At 64.0% G+C, this 20,534-nt stretch carries 14 protein-coding genes and 2 pseudogenes; 12 read left to right on the forward strand and 4 right to left on the reverse strand.

Annotated elements, in window-relative coordinates; translation table 11 throughout:
* The first annotated feature begins 674 nt into the window (after nt 1–674).
* Complete coding sequence (gene trpS, locus E3T43_RS00760; protein WP_134470973.1) at nt 675–1,697, forward strand: tryptophan--tRNA ligase; 1,023 nt, start codon at nt 675–677, stop codon at nt 1,695–1,697.
* A gap of 173 nt (nt 1,698–1,870) precedes the next feature.
* Here the strand turns inward: trpS and E3T43_RS00765 are convergent, their stop codons facing one another.
* From E3T43_RS00765 to E3T43_RS00780, 4 genes and pseudogenes are all read right to left on the reverse strand, one after another.
* The gene (locus E3T43_RS00765) at nt 1,871–2,140 is read right to left on the reverse strand and encodes an SDR family oxidoreductase (protein ID WP_134470948.1); all 270 of its coding nucleotides are present in this window, start codon (nt 2,138–2,140) and stop codon (nt 1,871–1,873) included.
* Nucleotides 2,141–2,361: 221 nt separating this feature from the next.
* Nucleotides 2,362–3,093 (reverse strand): IS21-like element helper ATPase IstB, encoded by a 732-nt coding sequence (gene istB / locus E3T43_RS00770; RefSeq protein ID WP_174844298.1) that lies wholly within the window; start codon nt 3,091–3,093, stop codon nt 2,362–2,364.
* Nucleotides 3,090–4,577: pseudogene (gene istA, locus E3T43_RS00775) on the reverse strand (IS21 family transposase). Before istA ends, istB begins: the two are co-directional and overlap by 4 nt.
* A gap of 530 nt (nt 4,578–5,107) precedes the next feature.
* On the reverse strand, nt 5,108–6,112 hold the full coding sequence (locus E3T43_RS00780) for a LacI family DNA-binding transcriptional regulator (protein ID WP_134470949.1): 1,005 nt from the start codon (nt 6,110–6,112) through the stop codon (nt 5,108–5,110).
* A 290-nt stretch (nt 6,113–6,402) separates the two neighbouring features.
* On the opposite strand from E3T43_RS00780, the pseudogene E3T43_RS00785 reads away from it, so the two are divergent.
* The 11 genes and pseudogenes from E3T43_RS00785 to E3T43_RS00835 form a co-directional block, all read left to right on the forward strand.
* Nucleotides 6,403–7,399 (forward strand): annotated as a pseudogene (locus tag E3T43_RS00785) (IS110 family transposase); the annotation flags it as partial.
* Nucleotides 7,400–7,877: 478 nt separating this feature from the next.
* A complete protein-coding gene (locus tag E3T43_RS00790) occupies nt 7,878–8,798 on the forward strand; it encodes a carbohydrate ABC transporter permease (RefSeq protein ID WP_134470950.1) in 921 nt (306 codons plus the stop codon).
* On the forward strand, nt 8,795–9,616 hold the full coding sequence (locus E3T43_RS00795) for a carbohydrate ABC transporter permease (RefSeq protein WP_134470951.1): 822 nt from the start codon (nt 8,795–8,797) through the stop codon (nt 9,614–9,616). Before E3T43_RS00790 ends, E3T43_RS00795 begins: the two co-directional genes overlap by 4 nt.
* Before the next feature lie 98 nt (nt 9,617–9,714).
* Nucleotides 9,715–10,977: an ABC transporter substrate-binding protein gene (locus E3T43_RS00800; RefSeq protein ID WP_166791198.1), complete on the forward strand. Its 1,263-nt coding sequence runs from the start codon at nt 9,715–9,717 to the stop codon at nt 10,975–10,977.
* A gap of 202 nt (nt 10,978–11,179) precedes the next feature.
* Nucleotides 11,180–13,702, forward strand: a complete 2,523-nt coding sequence (locus E3T43_RS00805; protein WP_241978751.1) for a glycoside hydrolase family 78 protein — start codon at nt 11,180–11,182, stop codon at nt 13,700–13,702.
* 16 nt (nt 13,703–13,718) lie between these two features.
* Nucleotides 13,719–14,597, forward strand: a complete 879-nt coding sequence (locus E3T43_RS00810; protein WP_134470954.1) for an aldo/keto reductase — start codon at nt 13,719–13,721, stop codon at nt 14,595–14,597.
* An 86-nt stretch (nt 14,598–14,683) separates the two neighbouring features.
* Nucleotides 14,684–14,989: an L-rhamnose mutarotase gene (locus tag E3T43_RS00815; protein ID WP_134470955.1), complete on the forward strand. Its 306-nt coding sequence runs from the start codon at nt 14,684–14,686 to the stop codon at nt 14,987–14,989.
* 93 nt (nt 14,990–15,082) lie between these two features.
* A complete protein-coding gene (rhaI, locus tag E3T43_RS00820; protein WP_134470956.1) occupies nt 15,083–16,249 on the forward strand; it encodes an L-rhamnose isomerase in 1,167 nt (388 codons plus the stop codon).
* 48 nt (nt 16,250–16,297) lie between these two features.
* Nucleotides 16,298–18,349 carry a bifunctional aldolase/short-chain dehydrogenase gene (locus E3T43_RS00825; protein WP_134470957.1) on the forward strand — a complete coding sequence of 684 codons (2,052 nt, stop codon included), beginning with the start codon at nt 16,298–16,300 and terminating at the stop codon, nt 18,347–18,349.
* A 106-nt stretch (nt 18,350–18,455) separates the two neighbouring features.
* On the forward strand, nt 18,456–19,880 hold the full coding sequence (locus tag E3T43_RS00830) for a rhamnulokinase family protein (protein WP_134470958.1): 1,425 nt from the start codon (nt 18,456–18,458) through the stop codon (nt 19,878–19,880).
* A 190-nt stretch (nt 19,881–20,070) separates the two neighbouring features.
* Nucleotides 20,071–20,493, forward strand: a complete 423-nt coding sequence (locus E3T43_RS00835) for a hypothetical protein (RefSeq protein WP_370449853.1) — start codon at nt 20,071–20,073, stop codon at nt 20,491–20,493.
* The last annotated feature ends 41 nt before the right edge of the window (nt 20,494–20,534 follow it).

Here is a 20,534-nt window from a genome sequence, read left to right on the forward strand (position 1 = left end):
CGAAGAAAAGTTAGGTCATACAAAACCCAGCCGCCAAAACCCGAGTTGACCAGCACTTCTGGAACTCTGACCGAGGCTAGCTAGGAAACTCCCGCTAGCCCGTTCTGCGCCGATAACGATCGATTATGTCCGGTCCGGTTCAGTCAGGCCCGCGGGTGACCGTCCGGGAGCCACAGTCATCTGCGGCGAGTGGACGTGAGATGTGCCCCCTGCCCGGGAGGATCGGGGATCCTCCCAACGGAAACGTTATCTGCTTCCCCGGAGACCGGGACACCCGGCGCGCACGAATCGTCGTGCCCGGCCCGAACTACGGCCGCGAAAGCAACGGCAGGATTCATCTCAACAAGCGTTCTTCGGCTCCTACGCCGAGGACGGTCACCACAGCGGCCGTGAGCAGCTCCCCGGCGACTGTTCCGACCGAGAGTGGGACGAGCCACACAGCGCACCACCGTCAGGTCCGACCTTGTGGCGTGTTCGGAACGCATGAACTGGGCAACTTGCCGTTGCCACTCGGCTATGCTCCTGGAATGACTTTCAACCGTTCCTCGTGGTGGTGGCTGCGCTAGCAGCCGGTTGAACCATGTTCACGGGCTGTACGCAGCCCGTGAACCTCAGGTCAGGACTTCGTGCAGCCCTCCTATTTTAAGGAGTGCAAAGTGGAATCCCTTACGACCATGGCCGAGCGTTCGGCTGTCATTGCCCGAGATGTTGACGCCCATCCGGAGCATTTTCGCGTGCTGACTGGCGAGCGACCAACCGGCCTTCTTCACCTCGGCCACTATTTCGGCACCATCATTGAACGAGTCCGGCTTCAACAGGCCGGGGTCGAAACGTTTCTGGTCTTGGCTGACTATCAGGTCATCACCGACCGGGACACAATGGCGAACGTTCAACAGAACGTCTACAGCGCCGTCCTCGACTACCTCGCTGCGGGCCTCGATCCGGAAGCAACGACGATTTTTACTCATTCGTCAGTACCGGCCCTGAACCAGTTGATCATCCCGTTTCTGAGTCTCGTGACGGAGGCCGAGCTACGTCGAAATCCAACCGTGAAGTCGGAACTTGCCTCCTCGAATCGAGCCCTGAGTGGCCTTCTTCTCACATACCCCGTGCACCAGGCCGCTGACATCCTGTTCTGCAAGGGGAACCTCGTCCCTGTCGGAAAAGATAACTTGCCCCATGTGGAGATGACACGTGTGATCGCGCGCAGATTTAACGAGCGCTACGGAGATGTTTTCCCGGTACCCGACGCACTGATCACAGCGTCGCCAGAGATCCCCGGGCTGGACGGTCGCAAGATGTCCAAAAGCTACGGAAACGCGATCGCCTTGACGATGACCGAGGATGAAACCGCGGCAGCCATCCGGAAAACTGTCACCGACAGTGACCGTCTGATCTCCTTTGATCCGCAGATTAGACCAGGCGTCTCAGCACTTCTCTCGACCGCTGCGCTCTGCCTCGGCACACAACCGGAGGACATCGCAACGCAGATCGGGGACCAAGGCAGCGGTGAACTGAAGCGCCTCACCACCGATGCGGTCAATAGCTTTCTTGCTCCCATGCGAGCACGACGTGCCGAACTCGCGCGGGATTCGGGGCTGGCTTCCGAGGTGCTTCGACGTGGCAATGATCGCGCCAACACCATTGCTGCCACAACGTTGCACGAAGTGAGGACCGTTATGGGCACCCGCTACTGATTTCCCATGCGGGACGGTGACCCATCCCGAATTTCCTACCGCACTCTTACTGCGGATTGCTGCCCTCCATGTCCCGCTTGCGGCCTCCCCGTGGCAAATGGAGAGAAATTATGTCAACAAGTCTTCGGCATGTGCCCATAGAGTGCGAATAGGAACATGTAGCAACATTGACGTCAGTTCTCGATGCGAAAGTCGAAGGAGGAGCTGAGTCCGGCATCGATGGTCAACACGCTTCCGGTCATACCGCTCGCGTCAAGAGCCGCGAACTCCACTGTGCGCGCCACTTCATCCGCGTCGAGGAATCTGCCCAAAGGGTTCCTCTGCCTACGAACTTCGACGAAGTTCTCCGGATCGGATGCGGATTGAAGGTGTCGTCGGCTCCAGCCAGGCGCAGCTGCGGCCGATGAGCTGCACCAATGCCGGCGTCCGCAGGCACCTATCAATACACAATCTTGAGGGGTTACCTCCTGCTGTGTTTTGTCAACTCGAAGCCGGCCATTTCAGCGCTAAGAAACCTGCCAGTTCAGCACCGTTTCCGGCCAGTTGAGCACCGCAGCCTCATCGGCCGGTTTTCGGGGTTGCCTGCGTCGCCACGAGCCTTGGAGCTGGGCGTTGCGGTGGCCCGATCGGCGTCAGGTTCGAGGCCGGCCGGACCGGTGCGGGGCTATTTCATGAGGGCGTGTTTGACGCGGTAGGACTCGCCACGAAATTGGAGGAGCCGGCCGTGGTGGACGATGCGGTCGATGACGGCGGCGGCCATGTTGTCGTCGCCGAACACGGTTCCCCAGCGCGAAAATTCTAGGTTTGTCGTGATGATCAGGCTTCTTTTTTCATAACCGTCGGCGATGACTTGGAACAGGAGCCGGGCGCCTTCGGTGTCGATCGGGAGGTAGCCAAATTCGTCAATTGCGACAAGCCGGTTCTTGGCTATGTTGGCCAGTTCGCGGTCGAGGCGGCCTTCGTCTTTCGCGCGGCGCAGCTGCATCACCAGCGACGAGGTGGTGTAAAAGCGGGCGGGGATTCCCTCTCGACAGGCGGCGGCGACCAGCGCGCTGGCGAGGTGGGTTTTGCCAGTGCCAACATCGCCATAGAGGACTAGATCTTCGGCCCTGTTGATGAAATCCAACGATGTCAACTCCTCTCGGCCGTAGTCCTCGGGGAACTTGACGCTGGAGTAGTCGAAGTCCGTGAGCGATTTCAACGCCGGCAGCCGGGCGGCCGTCAACAGGCGTTGACGGCGTGACGCTTGCCGAGATTCATGCTCGGCCAGGAGCATTCCGTGGAGGTATTCGCGTTGCTTCGGGGTGCCTGTCTCGGCCCATTCGACCAGCACGCTGTGGGTCAGTGAGGCGTGCCGGCCGGTGTCGATGATGTCCTGCGCAGTGATCAGGGTCATGCGATTTCTGCCGTCAGAGCGTTGACGGTGGCGAAGGCGTCGGCGTCGGCGGTGAAGATGTCATAAACGCTCAAGTCCACGTTCTCCACTACCGGGCGGGTCCCACCGGCCAGGCGCCGGGCGAGCATGCCCAACGCGGCGATCTCGGGGGTGTCTCCGCGCTGGATGAGCAGGTCGGCAGCAGTGATGGCAGCGTCGAACCCGGCCGATCCCGACGCGGCCTCAACGGCGCTGAGGAGGCGGCGCCGGTTGGTGGCGGTGGCGTTGTCGAGCCAGTCGCGCACCGGCTCAGAGACCAGCGGCCGCAGCTGGGAATGGCTCCAAGCTCCGGGCTTGGTCACCAACAACGGCAGCAGCGCCGCGGGTTCGAAGATCGTCTCGGCCTGCACTCCGAAAGCCCGGGGAAAGGAGCGCACCGGCGTGGACTGCTCGTCGAGAATCTCGACGACGTCGTGGCGCAACCCGACCGTGAGGGTGCGGCTGTGGAAGGACGACCCGGCCGCGTGCGTGTTCCCGTCGATGAGGAGGTTCCCCTTCTTGTCGGCGGTGCGGGACTCGTAACGCACCGGGTCAAACCCAACACCGGGCAACGCCAGACTGGCGGCGACGTCCTGGGCGAAGAGCTCCCTGATCGGCAAGCCCTTCCGGTAGTGCGTCGTCTCAGCCAGCGCCAGGCACCGGGCCATCAACACGTCGTTGAGACCCTGCAGGGTGGTCGCTTCGGGCTCGGGGACCATCAAGTTACGGCGGAGGAACCCGACGGCGTTTTCCACATTGCCCTTTTCATTTCCGGAGTATGGATTGCAGTAACGGGATTCAGATCGGTAGTGCAGTTTGAACACGCCGAACAGCTTCGTCTCGACGACCGTGGTGCCGACTCTGCGGCCGATGCCGGTGGCATTGTCAAAGACCAGGTGCCGCGGCGCGGCACCGATGTGATCGAATACGGTGCGCAGGCCGTGGCAGACGCACTCGGACGTTTCGCCGCGGTAGGCCTGCACGAAGCGCATGTTCGAGAACGGAAACGTGACGACGAAGATGTGCAGGACCTGCCGGGTTCCACTGATGATGGCTTCGGCCTGGCCGAAGTCCACCTGCGCAGTACCGGCCGGTCACACCAGCTCGGTGAAGCCCTCCCCGGCCTGGCGGTGAAGGTCATTCCACTTCCGCACAAAGCGTTGCACCGGAGAATAACTGCCGCTGAAACCCTTCTCGGCGACGAGGCGGTCAAAGACCCGCTTGGCCGTGTGGCGCTGCTTTCGGGGCCGGCGCTGGTCCTCGCTCAACCAGGTTTCCACGGTCGTTTCGAACCCGGTCATCGCCGAGCCGCCGGGCCGAGCCATCGGCGCCGGTGGCTGGGGTGAGTAGTCGCGTTGACCGGTATATTTGACCACCGCATCGCGGCTGACCCCCAGCCGGCGGGCGATTTCACGGCCCGCAATTCCGTGGGAGTCGAGAGTTCTGATATTTTCTTGCACGGACATGGGTACCGTAATCTGCTTCCTGGTTCCTTCCGGCGCGACCGCTTGGCAGTAGACACGCCTTAAGGAACATATCTGGGGGTGGCGGGCCCATGTCTCCAGCTGGCTGAAGAGGGCCACGGCCACCGGTGATCTCAATCTCTGCGTCTTCCCCAAATCCAAGGTTTTGGAGGGGAATCTGCTGGCCTGATTCTTAGCGCTCATTTGGCCGGAAACCAGCCGCTAACTTGGCAGGATTCCAGCGCCGAAACGGCCTACGAAGAGTTGATCACACACACCTGCCCAAGCCTGGTGCGCCACCGCCAACGGTCCCTTCGGCCCACGTCGGCGGATTCCGCAGGCGGGCGTCCTCAATGCCCTCCAAGGTGGGAGCCAGACCGAGCGGGCACCAGGTGTCGTAACGCCACTCATCGCCCCAGCCTTGGTGAGCGGGCCATGGCCCCGTGGACGCTCCTTCCGGGCCGGGCATCATTTAGCCGACTCAAGCCCCCTGCCAAGCACCTGACGGCCCCCATACGGGCGCCGTCTGACCATCAGGTCGTGGACTCCCGCACGACAAGTTCGGGCTGGAAAACGATCTGTTCATGCTCGAAATTCTCCCGGCAAGCCGCCTCACGCAGGAGTAGATCCACCGCGGTGTAGCCGATGAGTTCGCTCGGCTGGCGGATGGATGACAGCGGCACCACGGCCGTCGACGCGAACGCAATATCGTCATATCCGATCAGGGCAATGTCTCCAGGAACATGTACCTCTCCGTGCATATTCAGGGCCTGAAGCACACCTATCGCGAGCAGGTCATTGGCCGCAAAGATGGCGTCGGGGCGATCGACAGCCGAGCGGGCCATAATCCTCTCGCCGGCGGCACGACCCTGCAAAACCGAGAGGGCGCTGGTATCGATGACCTCAAGAGTGGCACCCGGCTGCTCGGCGACCGCACGGGTGGCACCCGCGAGGCGATCGGTGACCTGACGGATGCTGATCGGCCCTCCCAGAAAGGCCAGGCGGGTACGACCACGCTCAAGCAGGTGACTTGCGGCGAGATGACCACCGGCGAGGTCATCCACAGCCACGGAGGAGAAGCTGCGGTCTTCGGTCTGGCGCTCCACGAGCACCGTGGGTGTGCCTCGCTCCCGCAGCCGGCCGAGTCGATCGGTCACGTCGCCGAGGGGAGAAATCAATACGCCGTGCACGCGTTGTTCCTCGAACAGGTCGAGGTAGGCATCCTCCCTGGCAATGGTGTCGTCACTGTTACCGAGCAGCACCGTGAGCCCGGCCTCCGCTGCCCGGTTCTCGGCACCACGGGCGAGGTCGGTGAAGAAGGGATTGCCCACATCGAGCACGACGAGGCCGATGCTTCGACTGCGGCCGGCGCGCAGCTGGCGCGCAGCGTCATTGCGCACGAAGCCGAGCTCAGCGATCGCAGTCTGCACCCTCTCGACGGTTTCGGGGGCCACCTTCTCCGGGCGGTTCATGACGTTGGAGACTGTGCCGACGGACACTCGCGCGAGGGCAGCGACCTCTCGAATGCTAACGGTCATCTTCCTGTCTCTCAACTCTGCAGAACGGGTCACAACGCGGACCCGCGGTCCATCATTGCATCTCGCTGAGAAATCGCAGTATAACGATTCATCCCTGGCGTGAAGCTGCTTGTCAAATGCACCCTGATCCGGCTCAAACTGGTGTTTGACGACCACAGGCTTCGTGGTGGACGCTGCGCAATTTTCTGGAACTGTCGGTCACGGCGATCCGCATACAGTCGTCTGGCGCCCGATCGATTGAAAATCTGACCTGCGTGACTCGCCGCAATCCTGCGTATCATCAGGTGCCCATCGGCGCCTTGCCAAACGCCGTCGCCCAAGCCGAAGGAGTCCTGGTCGACTACCTGCCCGGCCTGGCCATGCGGCGCATCGCCGACCTGCACGCCGGGGAGGCGAAGACCGATGCACGCGACGCCGCGATCATCGCCCGAGCCGCCCGCACGCTGCCGCACGCGTTGCGGTCGATCCAGCTGGCCGATGAATCGGTCGCGGAACTGTCGATCCTGTGCGGGTTTGACGACGACATCCTCGGCCAGATGACCGCGACCAGCAACCGGATCCGCGGCCTGCTGACACAGATCCACCCTGCGTTGGAGCGGGTCGTGGGCCCACACCTCGACCACCCGGCGATGCTGGATCTGCTCCAGCATTACCCGTCCCCGCCGCGATGAAAGCGGCTGGCACGACCCGGATGGCAACCCGACGGCTCAAACTCGCCCCAAGGATAGGAGGCCGCCTGGCAGAGGAGATCACCCGGGCGCTCAGCGAGCAGACCGTTGTCGTGGTCGGCACCAACGCCGCCGCGACGGTCCTGCCCCGCTTGGCGGAACAGCTCGCCGCGCTCCGACAGCAGCGTGCCGACATCGCGGTTGAGGTGGAGAAACTGGTGGAGGCCCACCCTCTTTCTCCCGTCCTGACGAGCATGCCCGGAGTCGGCGTCAGGACCGCAGCCAGGCTCCTCACAGAAGTGGCTGGCAAGCACTTCGAGACCGCCGGCCACCTCGATGCCTACGCCGACCTCGCACCCGTGACCCGGCGGTCCGGCTCCTCGATCCGGGCGAACATCCCTCGCGACGGGGAAGCAAGATCCTCAAACGCGCGTTGTTTCTGTCCGCTTTCGCAGCTCTGCGAGACCCGGTCTCCCGGACCTACTACGACCGCAAGATCACCCAAGGCAAGCGTCACAACCAAGCACTCATCGCCCTCGCCCGACGTCGATGCGATGTTCTATTCGCCATGCTCCGCGACGGCACCCTCTATGAAACAGAACACCAACTCGCCGCTTGACAAAAACATAGGGGCACCCTCCCGGCGCAGCGACGGCGCCAACACGGCCAGCATCGGCGCGAGGCGCTTCCCCGCGGGTGCTCGCAGTACGGCCCAACACTTGACCAGGGCCGTCGTCACCCGCAGCCCATAGGTCGGCGCGCGCCCGCCGCGAGGCCACCCGGTCAGCTCACGCCACGCACACAATCTCCGTGGGAATAACCTCTAGCCCACACCGTCCGAACTCCGACACGAGAGCGCTTTCTTATTCGTCACGGCCTGCCACTGCGCCATCGTCAGCTCCATAAAAACGGGCGGAACTCACATCCGCCACCAATTTGCGAATCGCGCCGAAACGGAGGCTTTAAATGAGGCAATGTAGCGGAGGTTTCTTATGAATCAACGTGATCGCTTGACATGCGCGTGAGACTACCCATACCCTATCCCAGAGGGCCTGAATCGTTTCAATCCCGGATCTGTGAATCTCAACGTTGAGGAAATGACATTGACCGTAAGCACCAATACCGTGCGCTTGACCCGCACCAAGCGGACTCGGGCGAAGAGCATCCCATGGTGGTTAATTCTCCCCGCCGCGGTCTTCTATCTTTTCGCCGTGCTGTGGCCAAGTGCCCAAGGCATGGGGTTCGCCTTCACCGACTGGGACGGCCTCACCCCTGAGAAGAACTTCGTTTGGTTCGACCAATTCATCCGCGTCAGCAAGGACCCGGCCGCGATGAACGGCATCCTCCACACGATCGTCATCGCAGTCGGCGTAACAGTCGTCCAGAACCTCATAGGACTTGTTCTCGCGCTCGGCGTCCACACGAAGATCAAGAGCCGTAACGTCCTGCGCGTCGCGCTGTTCGCGCCGGCCATCATCACGCCCGTCGCCACCGCGTTCCTCTTTAAGTTCTTGCTCGGGCCGACCGGGTCGGTCAACGAGATCCTCAACGGGATAGGGCTCGGGGCTCTCGCCCAGAACTGGCTCGGCGACCCGGATATCGCTATCTGGGCAATCGTCGGTGTTGTGGTCTGGCAGTTCTCCGGTTACTCCATGGTCATCTTCCTGGCCGGACTGCAGGGTGTTCCCGAAGAGGTGCTCGAGGCATCCCGCGTCGACGGTGCCGGGCCGTTCCGGCGCTTCTGGTACGTCGTGCGCCCTGAGCTTGCAGCCGCGCTCACGATCAACCTGATGCTGTCGATGATTGGTGGCTTGAAGCTGTTCGATCAAGTATGGGTAATGACGGGCGGAGGACCCGGCACCGCGACCGAGACGATGTCGACCCTCATCTACAAGAACGCATTCCAGTTCAACGACTTCGGCTACGGAATCGCCCTGGCCGTTGTGCTCACGATCTTTGTCGCCATCCTGTCTGGTGCACAGTACTTCGGGCTCAACCGACAGGGAGGAAGCAAGTGAACCGGTACACGATCAAGACTGGCGTCCTCGAAGTGGTGATGGTGCTCGTCGCCATCATTTTCTTCATCCCGGTGTACGTGCTCGTCAACATGTCGCTGAAGTTCCCGAACGACCCCGGGTCTGCGATCCAGCCGGTCACCAACCCGACGTTCAGCAACTATATCGACGCGTGGAACCAGGCCCAGCTGGGCCCCGCGCTGCTCACGAGCACGATCGTCACGGTTGTGAGCACCGTGTTCATCGTCCTCTTCGCGGCCTTCGCGTCGTACCCTCTCGCCCGAGCGACCCGAGCGTGGTCAAAGTGGGCGTTCTACGGATTCCTCATCGGCCTGCTTTTGCCCTTCCAGCTCGCGCTCATACCGCTCTACCAGACGATGCGCGACCTCGGCATACTCGGGAATCCGGTCTCGCTCATCATTTTCTACGTGGGCTCGCAGATGCCGTTCTCGATCTTCCTCTATGTCGGTTTCCTGCGTTCGACTCCCGTGGAGTACGAGGAAGCAGCATCCATCGACGGCGCCGGGCCGATCGCTACTTTCGCGCAAATCGTATTTCCGCTGCTCCGCCCGATCACGGGAACCGTCGCGATCCTCAACGTGCTGCACATCTGGAATGACTTCCTCACCCCCCTGCTCTACCTAAGCGGCAGCGGATCGCAGACCGTCCCTGTGGCACTCTTTTCGTTCCTCGGCCAGTATGTGTCTCAGTGGAACCTCGTGTTCGCCGGACTCGTCATCAGCATCGCACCGATCCTCATCGCCTACTTCCTTATGCAGAAGAGCATTATCAAAGGCTTCGCCAGCGGGCTCAAGGGCTGACCCTTCCGAAGGCGATGACGGAGCCGGACCTCCCTGTCCGGCTCCGTTGCTCCGTATCACGCACCACACCGCACTCATTTCAAAGGAGAAACACGCTCATGCGAATCAAATCTCTCGCGGCTGTCGCCGCCGTGGCCGTCCTCGGAGTGGGCCTCGCGGCCTGTTCGTCCGGCGGTGACTCGGCGGACTCCACGACGCTCAGCGTCACGGCCAGCACGAACGATAAGAATGCCCTCGATACCGTCGTCCCGATGTTTGAGAAGGCCAACCCCGGAGTCAAGGTCAACGTCACGACGTCGGCCCTCGACCAGTACCAGCCGGCCATCCGCACCCAGCTGTCCTCCGGCACCGCGCCCGACGTCATCGGCGTGTGGCCGGGCGGCGGCAACGCGGCGTCGATGCTCACCCTCGTGCCGGGTGGCTTCCTCGCCGACCTCTCCGAGATCGCCCGTGTCGACGAGTTCCCTGACAGCATCAAGTCCGTCGCCCAGGTGGACGGCAAGACCTACATCGCCCCGACGTCGTTTTCGGGCATCGGCCCTATCTACAATATGACGGCGATGGAGGAATCCGGCTTCACGGTTCCCACGACGTGGAGCGAGCTGATGCAGTTCTGCACCGACGCGACGGCGAAGACGGGCAAGCCCGCCTTCTACCTGGGCGCCGGAACCAGCTGGAACACTCAGCTGATCACCTACGCGTTGACCCCGACTCTCGTCTACGGCCCGAACCCCGACTTCGCCGCGAAGATGGCCGACGGCAAGGCAACTTTCGCCGGCTCCGAGTGGACAACTGCCCTCGACCAGTACATGGAGATGGTGGACCAGGGCTGCTTTGAGGCAGACCCGCTCGGCGTCTCGTACGAGTCGTCCATGACCGCGCTGGCCACGGGCGAAACCTTCGGTGCGACCTTCGTGACGTCTGGCCTCGCGGGCCTGCGCGCCGAGGCTCCTGAGGACACCAAGTTCTCGATGGAAGCCCTGCCCGCCACCGACAACGCCGACAACACCCGGATGGCCGGCGCGGCCGGTTCGGCCTATGCCATCAACGCCAAGGCGAAGAACCCCGAGCTCGCGAAGAAATTCGTCGAGTTCCTGCTGAGCCCCGAAGGCATGGCTGCTTACGCTCAGGCGAACGGCACGCTGCCGTCGATCCCGAGCGCTGACGCGATCGACTCCGCTCTCACGACCCTGCAGAAATTCCAGCAGGAGAACAAGACCGACCCGTGGATGGACCAGCTGTGGCCGAACGCCCGCGTGCAGGCGGCCCACTTCGCAGCGGTGCAGAACCTGCTGGCTGGCACAGCGACAACCGAGGATGGCCTCTTGGCCATGGATGAGGCCTACGCCCAGGGCGAGTAACCGGATTGAAGGGTCAGGGGCCGCGTTCAACGGCCCCTGACCCCACCACCATCCGACTGACGACCGAACCAATCCCTCGTCACACGACGTTACAAGGAGTAGTACAGTGAACCATCCGCCCGCACCGGCCGCAGCACGGCCGTCAGCCCCGCGCTTCGAACATCACCGAAAGTCGATCGGAATCGGAGAAGCATCACCGCGATTGAGTTGGAAAACGGTCGCCGCACCCGGCTGGACGCAGTCCGCCTACGAAATCGAAATCACGCGCGATCGCGCAGCTGAGTCGACCGGCCGAATCGAGTCGGCTGAGCAGCTGCTCGTCGCGTGGCCCGTCGAGCCTCTCGCCTCTCGCGAGCAGGCATCCGTTCGTGTTCGCCTCTGGAACGCAGCCGGCGAGCCCACCGCGTGGAGCGCAAGCGCCGTCGTCGAAGCGGGCCTTCTGGCCCCAGGCGACTGGAGCGCGGAGGCCATCGGCGCCGACTGGGCCGAACCTGAAGATAAAGACCTTCGCCGCCCACCGCTGGTGCGCCACGAATTCAACCTCGACAAACCGATCGCCAAGGCGCGCCTTTACGCGAGCGCCCACGGTGTGTATGAGCTCGAACTAAACGGAGAGCGCGTCGGCGTCGACGCGCTCAACCCTGGATGGACCGTCTACGACGCCCGGCTGCGCTACCACACCTACGACGTGACCGCACTCGTTATGGAGGGCGCCAACGCAATCGGCGGGTGGCTCGGCGACGGCTGGTATCGCGGCCGCCTAGGCTTCTCGCACCACGGACCCAATCACGATTGCTACGGAAGCGACCTGTCGCTCATCGCCCAGCTCGAGGTCGAATTCGAAGACGGCACCACCGCGACCGTCGCGACCGACGGCGCCTGGAAAGCCGGCGTCGGGCCCATCGTGAAGTCCGGCCTCTACGACGGCGAGACCTACGACGCTCGCGATGAGCAGGACGGGTGGTCGAGCGCCGGGTTTGACGAATCGAGATGGACCGCCGCCGCGGTGCACCCCGCGAACCACGCGTCGCTGATCGCGCCGGAGGGCCCTCCTGTGCGTTGCACGGACGACATCGTTCCGGTCGAGCTTCTCCGCACTCCGAGCGGACGCACCGTTCTTGACTTCGGCCAGAACTTCGCTGGCCGGGTGCGCATCGACGTCGAAGGCGAGCGCGGCACCACCGTCACCATCCGAACTGCTGAGGTCGTGGAAGACGGCGAGATCTACACCCGCACCCTGCGCGGCGCCAAGTCAACGGATGTTTATACCCTCCGTGGCGACGGCCGAGAGGTCTGGGAGCCCCGCTTCACGATCCACGGCTTCCGGTATGCCGACGTCGAGGGTTGGCCGGGCAACATCGAGACCGACGTCGCCGCCGGCCGCATCGTCGGCCGTGTGTACCACTCCGATATGGAGCGCACCGGCTGGTTCGATTCATCCAACCCTCTCGTCAACCGCCTGCACGAGAACGTGCTTTGGAGCATGCGGAGCAACTTCGTTGACGTTCCGACGGACTGTCCGCAGCGAGACGAGCGCCTCGGCTGGACCGGCGATATCCAGGTCTTCGCACCGACCGCATCGTTCCTCTTCGATGCGTCGGGGTTCCTCTCAAGTTGGCTGAAGGACCTCGCCGTCGAGCAGAAGCGTGCGGGCACCGTGCCGTGGTATGTTCCGGTGATCCCCGGCGGCCCGATGTGGACGCCGATCCGCCCCGGCGCGGTCTGGGGCGACGTAGCAGTTCTGTGTCCGTGGACGCTTTATGAGCGTTTCGGCGACGACGGCGTACTCGCCGAGCAGTACGAGAGCGCCAAGGCATGGGTCGACCAGGTCAACTCCCTCGCCGGCCCCGACCACCTGTGGAATGAGGGCTTCCAGCTGGGCGACTGGCTCGACCCTGCTGCTCCACCGGACGACCCTGCCGACGCGCGCACCGACAAATACCTCGTGGCCACGGCCTACTTCGCTTGGTCCACCGCACGGCTAGCCGACACGGCGGAGGTCATCGGCAAGGCAGACGACGCACGCCACTACCGAGAGCTCGCCGGTGCCGTCCGCGATGCCTTTGTCAAGGAGTACTGGCTGCCGGAGGCGAGCCGCCTGACAAGCGACGCTCAGACGGCCTACGCGCTCGCCATCCAGTTTAAGCTGCTCGACAGACAGGACGCACTGGCCGCCGGCGAGCGAATGGCCGAGCTCGTCGCCGAAGATCACAACCGCATCGCGACCGGTTTCGCGGGTGTTAACCTAGTCTCCGACGCGCTCAGCTCGACCGGCCAATCCGACGCGGCCTACGACCTACTCCTCGAGCGGGAGTGCCCCTCATGGCTCTACATGGTTGACCAGGGTGCGACGACCATCTGGGAGCGCTGGGACAGCCGGATGCCCGACGGCAACGTGAACCCCGGTCGAATGACCTCGTTCAACCACTACGCTCTCGGCTCGGTCGCTGACTGGATGCACCGTGTGGTAGCCGGCATCGAGCCCACCTCGCCCGGTTACCGCACCATCCGCTTCGCTCCGCGCCCCGGCGGCGACTTCACCTCGGCATCCGCCGCCCACGAGACACCGTACGGTCGTGCGAGCATCGCGTGGACGCTGGACGGCGAGACGCTCTCCGTCACCGTGGACGTGCCCACCGGAACGACGGCCGTCGTCGACGTTCCAGGTCTCAAGGTGTACACGGTGGAATCCGGCCGACACGAGACCACAAGCGTCGTTCGGTGAGTGTGAGTGATCCGGCATGAGCGCAACAATGACCACGACGATCGGGCGGCATGCGGTGACCCGAGTGGGCTTGGGCGGCGCGGGATTCTCGATCGGGGAGACCCAGCACGACAATGCCGCCGTCGCCGTCATCCGCGCAGCCCACGATGCCGGGATCACTCATTTCGACACGGCAAGGGCCTACGCAACGGTCGAGGATCCATTCCACAACGAACGGATCTTCGCCCGCGCAGTCGGCGGTCTCGACGTGCTCATCGCGACGAAGGGCGGGCACTTCCGCAGCGGCCGCGAGTCGTGGGGCATCGACGCGAGCCCGGATGCCCTCCGTCGCGACTGCGAGGGAAGCCTGCGTGCTCTGGGCGTCGACACGATCGGCCTCTACTACATGCACCACCCTGACCCCGATGTCCCCATCGAGGACAGCGTCGGAACGCTCTCCGAGCTAAGGGCGGAAGGCAAGATCGAGGAGATCGGCGTATGCAACGTCGACGCTGCGCTGCTCGAGCGGGCGCTGGCCACCACGGACATCGCTGCAGTACAAAATCGGTTCTCCCCCTTCGGAGCGAATGACACCGATGTTCTCCAGCGGTGTGCGGCAGCGGGCATCGCCCACGTCGCGTACTCGCCGCTCAGCGGACGACCGCTGTACCCCAGCCTCGGCGATCTACTGCCGAACACGGTTCGGCTCGCTCGCCAGCGGCAGCACTCCGTCGAGAGCATGCTGCTCACATGGCTCCTCAAGCTATCTCCAACCATGTCGGTGCTCTCAGGGGCCGGACGCGAAGCGAGTGCCATCGACTCTGCCTCAGCGGTCACGATCGACCTAGACGAGGAGAGCTTCGTGATCATCACGGATGAGATCTCGGCGAACGCTTACCCGACTCCGCGCAGATGATGTCCCGCTCATCACAACGGGAATCACCTTCGATTCCCCTTGAACGGATGCGCGGCTCCCCCGTCACCCACAACGAAAGGCTGACTATGCAACGCGCTTGCTTTCAACTCCAGGTGAAGCCCGATCGCATCGAACAATACACCCGGCGCCACGCCGCGATGCGGCCCGACAGGCACGAGGCGCTCAAGCGCACCGGCTGGAACAACTGCTCCCTCTTTCTCCGACCCGAGGGCCTGCTCATCGGTTATCTCGAAACGGACTCCCTCGAGGCAGCGCAGGCTGGAATGGGCAAATTCTACGTCGATCTCGAGGACGGCCCCGACGAGGGCTTCGTGCAGTTGCAAGAGATCTTTCACCTCGAAGACCAGCTCGCCGCATTGAAAACGCCCTGATTCCGGTTCTACGGGCGTTTCCGCTTGACCTGATTGAATCGATTCAGTCAGACTGGTCGACAACCGACACACCCCACAGAGAAGTGACTTGCAATGACGATATTCGACTCCATCACCACCCAGCTCGCGGCCCAGGCCATCGAGCTCCCTTCCTGGGCCTTCGGCAACTCCGGAACCCGCTTCCGAGTGTTCACCACTCCCGGAACACCCCGCACGATCCAAGAGAAGATCTCCGACGCCGCACAGGTGCACAAATTCACCGGGCTCGCTCCCTCAGTCGCGCTGCACATTCCGTGGGACAAGGTCGACGACTACGCTGCCCTGCGTCGTTATGCAGACGACCAAGGCTTGCAGCTCGGCACGGTCAACTCGAACACGTTCCAAGACGACGCCTACAAGTTCGGCGGCCTCACACACACAAATACCGCGACCCGCCAGAAGGCCATCGACCACCACTTCGACTGCCTCGATGTGATGAACGAGACCGGCTCGACCGACCTGAAGATCTGGCTCGCCGACGGCACTAATTACCCCGGACAAGGCGACATCCGCGGCCGCCAGGACCGACTCGCCGACTCGCTCGCGGCCATCTACGCCCGCCTTGGAGACAACCAGCGCCTCGTGCTCGAGTACAAGTTCTTCGAGCCAGCTTTCTACCACACCGACGTTCCCGACTGGGGTACGAGCTACGCCCAGGTTTCCGCACTCGGCGACAAGGCCCTCGTCTGCCTCGACACCGGCCACCACGCGCCCGGCACCAACATCGAGTTCATCGTCGCGCAGCTGTTGCGCCTCGGAAAGCTCGGTTCCTTTGACTTCAACTCCCGTTTCTACGCCGACGACGACCTCATCGTAGGCGCGGCCGACCCGTTCCAGCTCTTCCGCATTCTCTACGAGGTCATCCGTGGCGACGGTTTCGGACCTGACTCCCCCGTGGCGTTCATGCTCGACCAGTGCCACAACATGGAAGAAAAGATTCCCGGCCAGATCCGCTCGGTGCTCAATGTTCAGGAGATGACCGCCCGCGCCCTGCTCGTCGACCGCGAGGCGCTCACCATTGCGCAGAACGCGGGTGATGTGCTCGGCGCCAACGGAATTCTGATGGATGCCTTCTACACCGACGTGCGCGGTGACCTCGGCTCGTGGCGCGAATCGCGCGGACTCGCGGCCGACCCCATGAAGGCGTTCGCGGCATCCGGTTACCAGGCCCGCATCTCCAGCGAGCGCATGGGCGGCAACCAGGCTGGCTGGGGCGCATAGGCGCACCCGCACACCTCATTCTCACTCGACTCCCCAGCTAGGATTGACATGACGAACCCCACTGTTGCCGCCCTCATCGCCCGTTCGAACCGACTCGGCTCCGACCCGAAGATCACCAACTATGCGGGCGGAAACACGTCGGCCAAGGGCACCGAGATTGACCCCGTCACGGGGGAATCCGTGGAGCTGATCTGGGTGAAGGGTTCCGGCGGCGACCTCGGCACACTCGCCGAGAAGGGGCTTGCGGTGCTGCGCCTCGACCGACTGCGCGCCCTCGTGAACGTGTACCCGGGGCTCGAACGCGAAGACGAGATGGTCGCCGCGTTCGACTTCACCCTGCACGGCAAGGGTGGCGCGGCGCCGTCGATCGACACCGCCATGCATGCCCTGGTCGACGCGGCCCATGTTGACCATCTGCACCCCGACTCCGGCCTCGCCATCGCGGCAGCGGTCGACGGCGAAGCGCTCACGACCACGATCTTCGGCGACAAGGTCGTGTGGGTGCCCTGGCGCCGCCCCGGTTTCCAGCTCGGTCTCGACATCAGTGCCATCAAGGCGGCGAACCCGGAGGCGATCGGCTGCATCCTTGGCGGCCACGGCATCACCGCCTGGGGCGACACAAGCGACGAGTCAGAGACCAACTCACTGTGGATCGTCGAGACGGCCGCCACCTACATCGCGGCGAACTCGCGGCCGGAGCCGTTCGGCCCCGTGCTTGAGGGCTTCGCCGCCCTCACGGCTGCCGAACGCAGTGCGAAGGCCGCTGCCCTCGCCCCCACCATTCGTGGCCTGGTCTCCACCGACAGCGCAAAAGTTGGTCACTTCAGCGATGCGCCGGAGGTTCTTGATTTCCTGTCCCGCGCGGAACACCCCAGGCTCGCCGCTCTCGGCACGAGTTGTCCCGACCATTTTCTGCGCACCAAGGTCAAGCCGATGCTGCTTGACCTGCCGGCCGGGGCATCCGTTGAGGAATCGCTCGCTCGCCTCGTGCAGCTGCATGAGGAGTACCGCGCCGAGTACAAGTCGTACTACGACCGCAACGCGGTCTCGACCGATGCCACCAACGAGTGGCCCGCCATTCGCGGTGCCGACCCGCTCGTGGTGCTCGTGCCCGGCGTCGGCATGTTCAGCTACGGCGCCAACAAGCAGACCGCCCGCGTGGCCAGCGAGTTCTACATCAACGCTATCAACGTGATCCGCGGGGCAGAGGGGCTCTCCACCTACGCGCCGATTGACGAGGCGGAGAAATTCCGCATCGAGTACTGGGCCCTCGAAGAGGCCAAGCTAGCGCGGATGCCCGCCCCCAAGCCGCTCGCCACCCGCATTGCCCTCGTGACGGGTGCGGCGTCGGGAATCGGCAAGGCCATCGCCACCCGCCTCGCCGTCGAGGGCGCGTGCGTCGTGATCGCCGACCTCGACCTCGCCAAGGCGCAGGCCGCCGCGGCCGAGATCGGTGGAACCGACGTGGCCATCGGCGTGCAGGCCAACGTGACCGACGAGCTGCAGGTGCAAGCGGGAGTGGATGCTGCGGTGCTCGCATTCGGCGGCCTCGACTTGGTCGTCAACAACGCCGGACTGTCCCTGTCTAAGTCTTTGCTCGAGACCACGGTCGCCGACTGGGACCTGCAGCACAACGTGATGGCCAAGGGTTCGTTCCTCGTGTCACGGGCCGCAGCCCGCGTGCTCATCGACCAGAAGCTCGGCGGAGACGTGATCTACATCTCGTCGAAGAACTCGGTCTTCGCCGGTCCGAACAACATTGCGTACTCGGCAACGAAGGCCGACCAGGCCCACCAGGTTCGACTGCTCGCCGCCGAACTCGGTGAGTACGGCGTGAAGGTGAACGGCATCAACCCGGACGGGGTCGTGCGCGGCTCCGGCATCTTCGCCGGGGGCTGGGGTGCCAAGCGCGCCGCCGTCTACGGCGTCGACGAGGAGGACCTCGGCAAGTACTACGCCCAGCGCACCCTGCTCAAGCGCGAGGTGCTGCCCGAGAACGTGGCGAACGCGGTGTACGTGCTTTGCACGGCGGATCTCAGCCACACCACGGGCCTGCATATCCCGGTCGACGCGGGCGTCGCTGCGGCCTTCCTGCGATGATCGAGATCGCCGCGCCCGCCGGCAACGGTGGCCGAATCGGTCGACTGTGGCCGCTGTGCCGGGCACAGTCGTCCGATTCGGCCACGCTCGGCTGGAGGGGCCGCGCATGAGCGCGGCCGGAACGGTCGCGGCGGTCGACTTCGGCGCGTCGAGCGGCCGGGTCATGCTCGGCCATGTCGGGCACAACGAGCTGAGCATCCGCTCAGTCGCCCGGTTTCCCAACAACCCGGTGCGCATCGCTGACAGGCTGCACTGGAACATTCTCGACCTCTACCGGGGAGCGCTCGGCGGCCTGCGCGCCGCCGTGCGTGAGGAGCCGACGCTGTGCAGCGTCGCCGTCGATTCATGGGCCGTGGACTACGCCCTGATGCGCGGCGACCGAATGCTCGGCAACCCCGTGCACTATCGCGATGAGCGCACGGTCGCGGGGGTGAGGGCGGTGCACGCCGAGATCTCCCCGGCCGACCTGTACGGCCGAAATGGATTGCAGTTCTTGCCGTTCAACTCCCTGTACCAGCTCGCCGCCGACGGCCTGGCCGGCAACCTCAACGGCGCCGACGGCCTGCTGCTCATTCCGGACCTGATCACGTTCTGGCTGACCGGCGAGAAGGTGGCCGAGCGTACCAATGCATCAACGACGGGCCTCGTGAATGTTGCCGACGGCCAATGGGACGAGGATCTCATTACCCGCCTCGGCCTGCCGCGCGCGATGTTTCCCCGGCTAGTGGATGCAGGTAGCCGGGTGGGGCCGGTGCAAGCGCGGGTTATGGCCGAGTTCGGGGCCAGCCGGACGATCGAAGCGGTCACGGTGGGGTCGCACGACACGGCATCCGCTGTTGTCGCCGTGCCCATGACGAGCGAGACCGCCGCCTACATTTCGTCGGGAACATGGTCGCTCGCCGGCGTTGAGCTCGCCGCCCCGGTGCTGAGTGACGCGAGTCGGGCAGCAAATTTCACGAATGAGGCCGGTGTCGACGGGCGCGTCCGCTACCTGCGCAACGTCATGGGTCTCTGGCTGCTGAGCGAATCGATGCGCACTTGGGAGCAGTCCGGCACGTCTTATGACCTGCCCGGCCTGCTCGCTCAAGCCGGTGTTGTCACCGGGCAGGTGACCATTTTCGATGTCGACGACCCGGGTTTCCTGACTCCCGGTGACATGCCCACGCGCATCCGTGAGTATTGCATCGAACACGATCTGCAACCGCCCCGCACGCACGTCGACCTGGTGCGCAGCATCGTCGAGAGTCTCGCGGCAGCGTATGCCCACACCTTGCAGCTCGCCGCTGAGCTCTCGGGCACTCGGGTGAGCGTGGTGCACATCGTCGGCGGCGGGTCGCAGAATGAACTTCTCTGCCAGCTCACGGCGAATCGCACGGGCCTGACCGTGCTGGCCGGACCGGTTGAGGCCACGGCGATCGGCAACGTGCTCGTGCAGGCCCGCGTGCAGGGCCTCGTCACGGGGAGCCTCGAAAGCCTGCGGGCGCTCGTGGCGCGAGCCTTCGCGCCACGACAGTACGACCCCGCGACCTGAACGGGCGCGGGCTCAAGCGCGCCTCGTCGGGTTAGGGCCGCGTCGACCATGCACACCGGATTGCTGGCGTCACACCGGGTCGGAGCTCTACCGGGCGACGGCGTGGGCGGCAACGGACAGGCTGTGGAGGTGCGGGTCGGCGGGGTCGAGACCGAGCCGCACGCGCGCACTGATCACAGCGTCGCCAGAGATCCCCGGGCTGGACCGTCGCAAGATGTCCAAAAGCTACGGAAACGCGATCGCCTTGACGATGACCGAGGATGAAACCGCGGCAGCCATCCGGAAAACTGTCACCGACAGTGACCGTCTGATCTCCTTTGATCCGCAGATTAGACCAGGCGTCTCAGCACTTCTCTCGACCGCTGCGCTCTGCCTCGGCACACAACCCGAGGAAATCGCAACGCAGATCGGGGACCAAGGCAGCGGTGAACTGAAGCGCCTAACCACCGATGCTGTCAACAGCTTTCTTGCTCCCATGCGAGCACGACGTGCCGACCTCGCGCAGGATTCAGGGCTAGCCTCCGAGGTACTTCGACGCGGCAACGATCGCGCCAACACCATTGCGGCCACAACGTTGGACGAAGTGAGAACCGTCATGGGCACCCGCTACTGATTCCGCACGCGGGCCCGTGAACCATCCCGAATTTCCTAACC

The organism is Cryobacterium sp. Hh7 (assembly GCF_004403155.1).
Taxonomy (GTDB): domain Bacteria; phylum Actinomycetota; class Actinomycetes; order Actinomycetales; family Microbacteriaceae; genus Cryobacterium; species Cryobacterium levicorallinum.

What these genes read in the sequence shown, in the direction of transcription:
- trpS (WP_134470973.1), top strand. Translation starts at nt 675, where the DNA reads ATGGCCGAGCGTTCGGCTGTCATTGCCCGAGATGTTGACGCCCATCCG.
- istB (WP_174844298.1), bottom strand. Translation starts at nt 3,093, where the DNA reads ATGACCCTGATCACTGCGCAGGACATCATCGACACCGGCCGGCACGCC.
- E3T43_RS00780 (WP_134470949.1), bottom strand. Translation starts at nt 6,112, where the DNA reads ATGACCGTTAGCATTCGAGAGGTCGCTGCCCTCGCGCGAGTGTCCGTC.
- E3T43_RS00790 (WP_134470950.1), top strand. Translation starts at nt 7,878, where the DNA reads ATGACATTGACCGTAAGCACCAATACCGTGCGCTTGACCCGCACCAAG.
- E3T43_RS00800 (WP_166791198.1), top strand. Translation starts at nt 9,715, where the DNA reads ATGCGAATCAAATCTCTCGCGGCTGTCGCCGCCGTGGCCGTCCTCGGA.
- E3T43_RS00810 (WP_134470954.1), top strand. Translation starts at nt 13,719, where the DNA reads ATGAGCGCAACAATGACCACGACGATCGGGCGGCATGCGGTGACCCGA.
- E3T43_RS00815 (WP_134470955.1), top strand. Translation starts at nt 14,684, where the DNA reads ATGCAACGCGCTTGCTTTCAACTCCAGGTGAAGCCCGATCGCATCGAA.
- rhaI (WP_134470956.1), top strand. Translation starts at nt 15,083, where the DNA reads ATGACGATATTCGACTCCATCACCACCCAGCTCGCGGCCCAGGCCATC.
- E3T43_RS00825 (WP_134470957.1), top strand. Translation starts at nt 16,298, where the DNA reads ATGACGAACCCCACTGTTGCCGCCCTCATCGCCCGTTCGAACCGACTC.
- E3T43_RS00830 (WP_134470958.1), top strand. Translation starts at nt 18,456, where the DNA reads ATGAGCGCGGCCGGAACGGTCGCGGCGGTCGACTTCGGCGCGTCGAGC.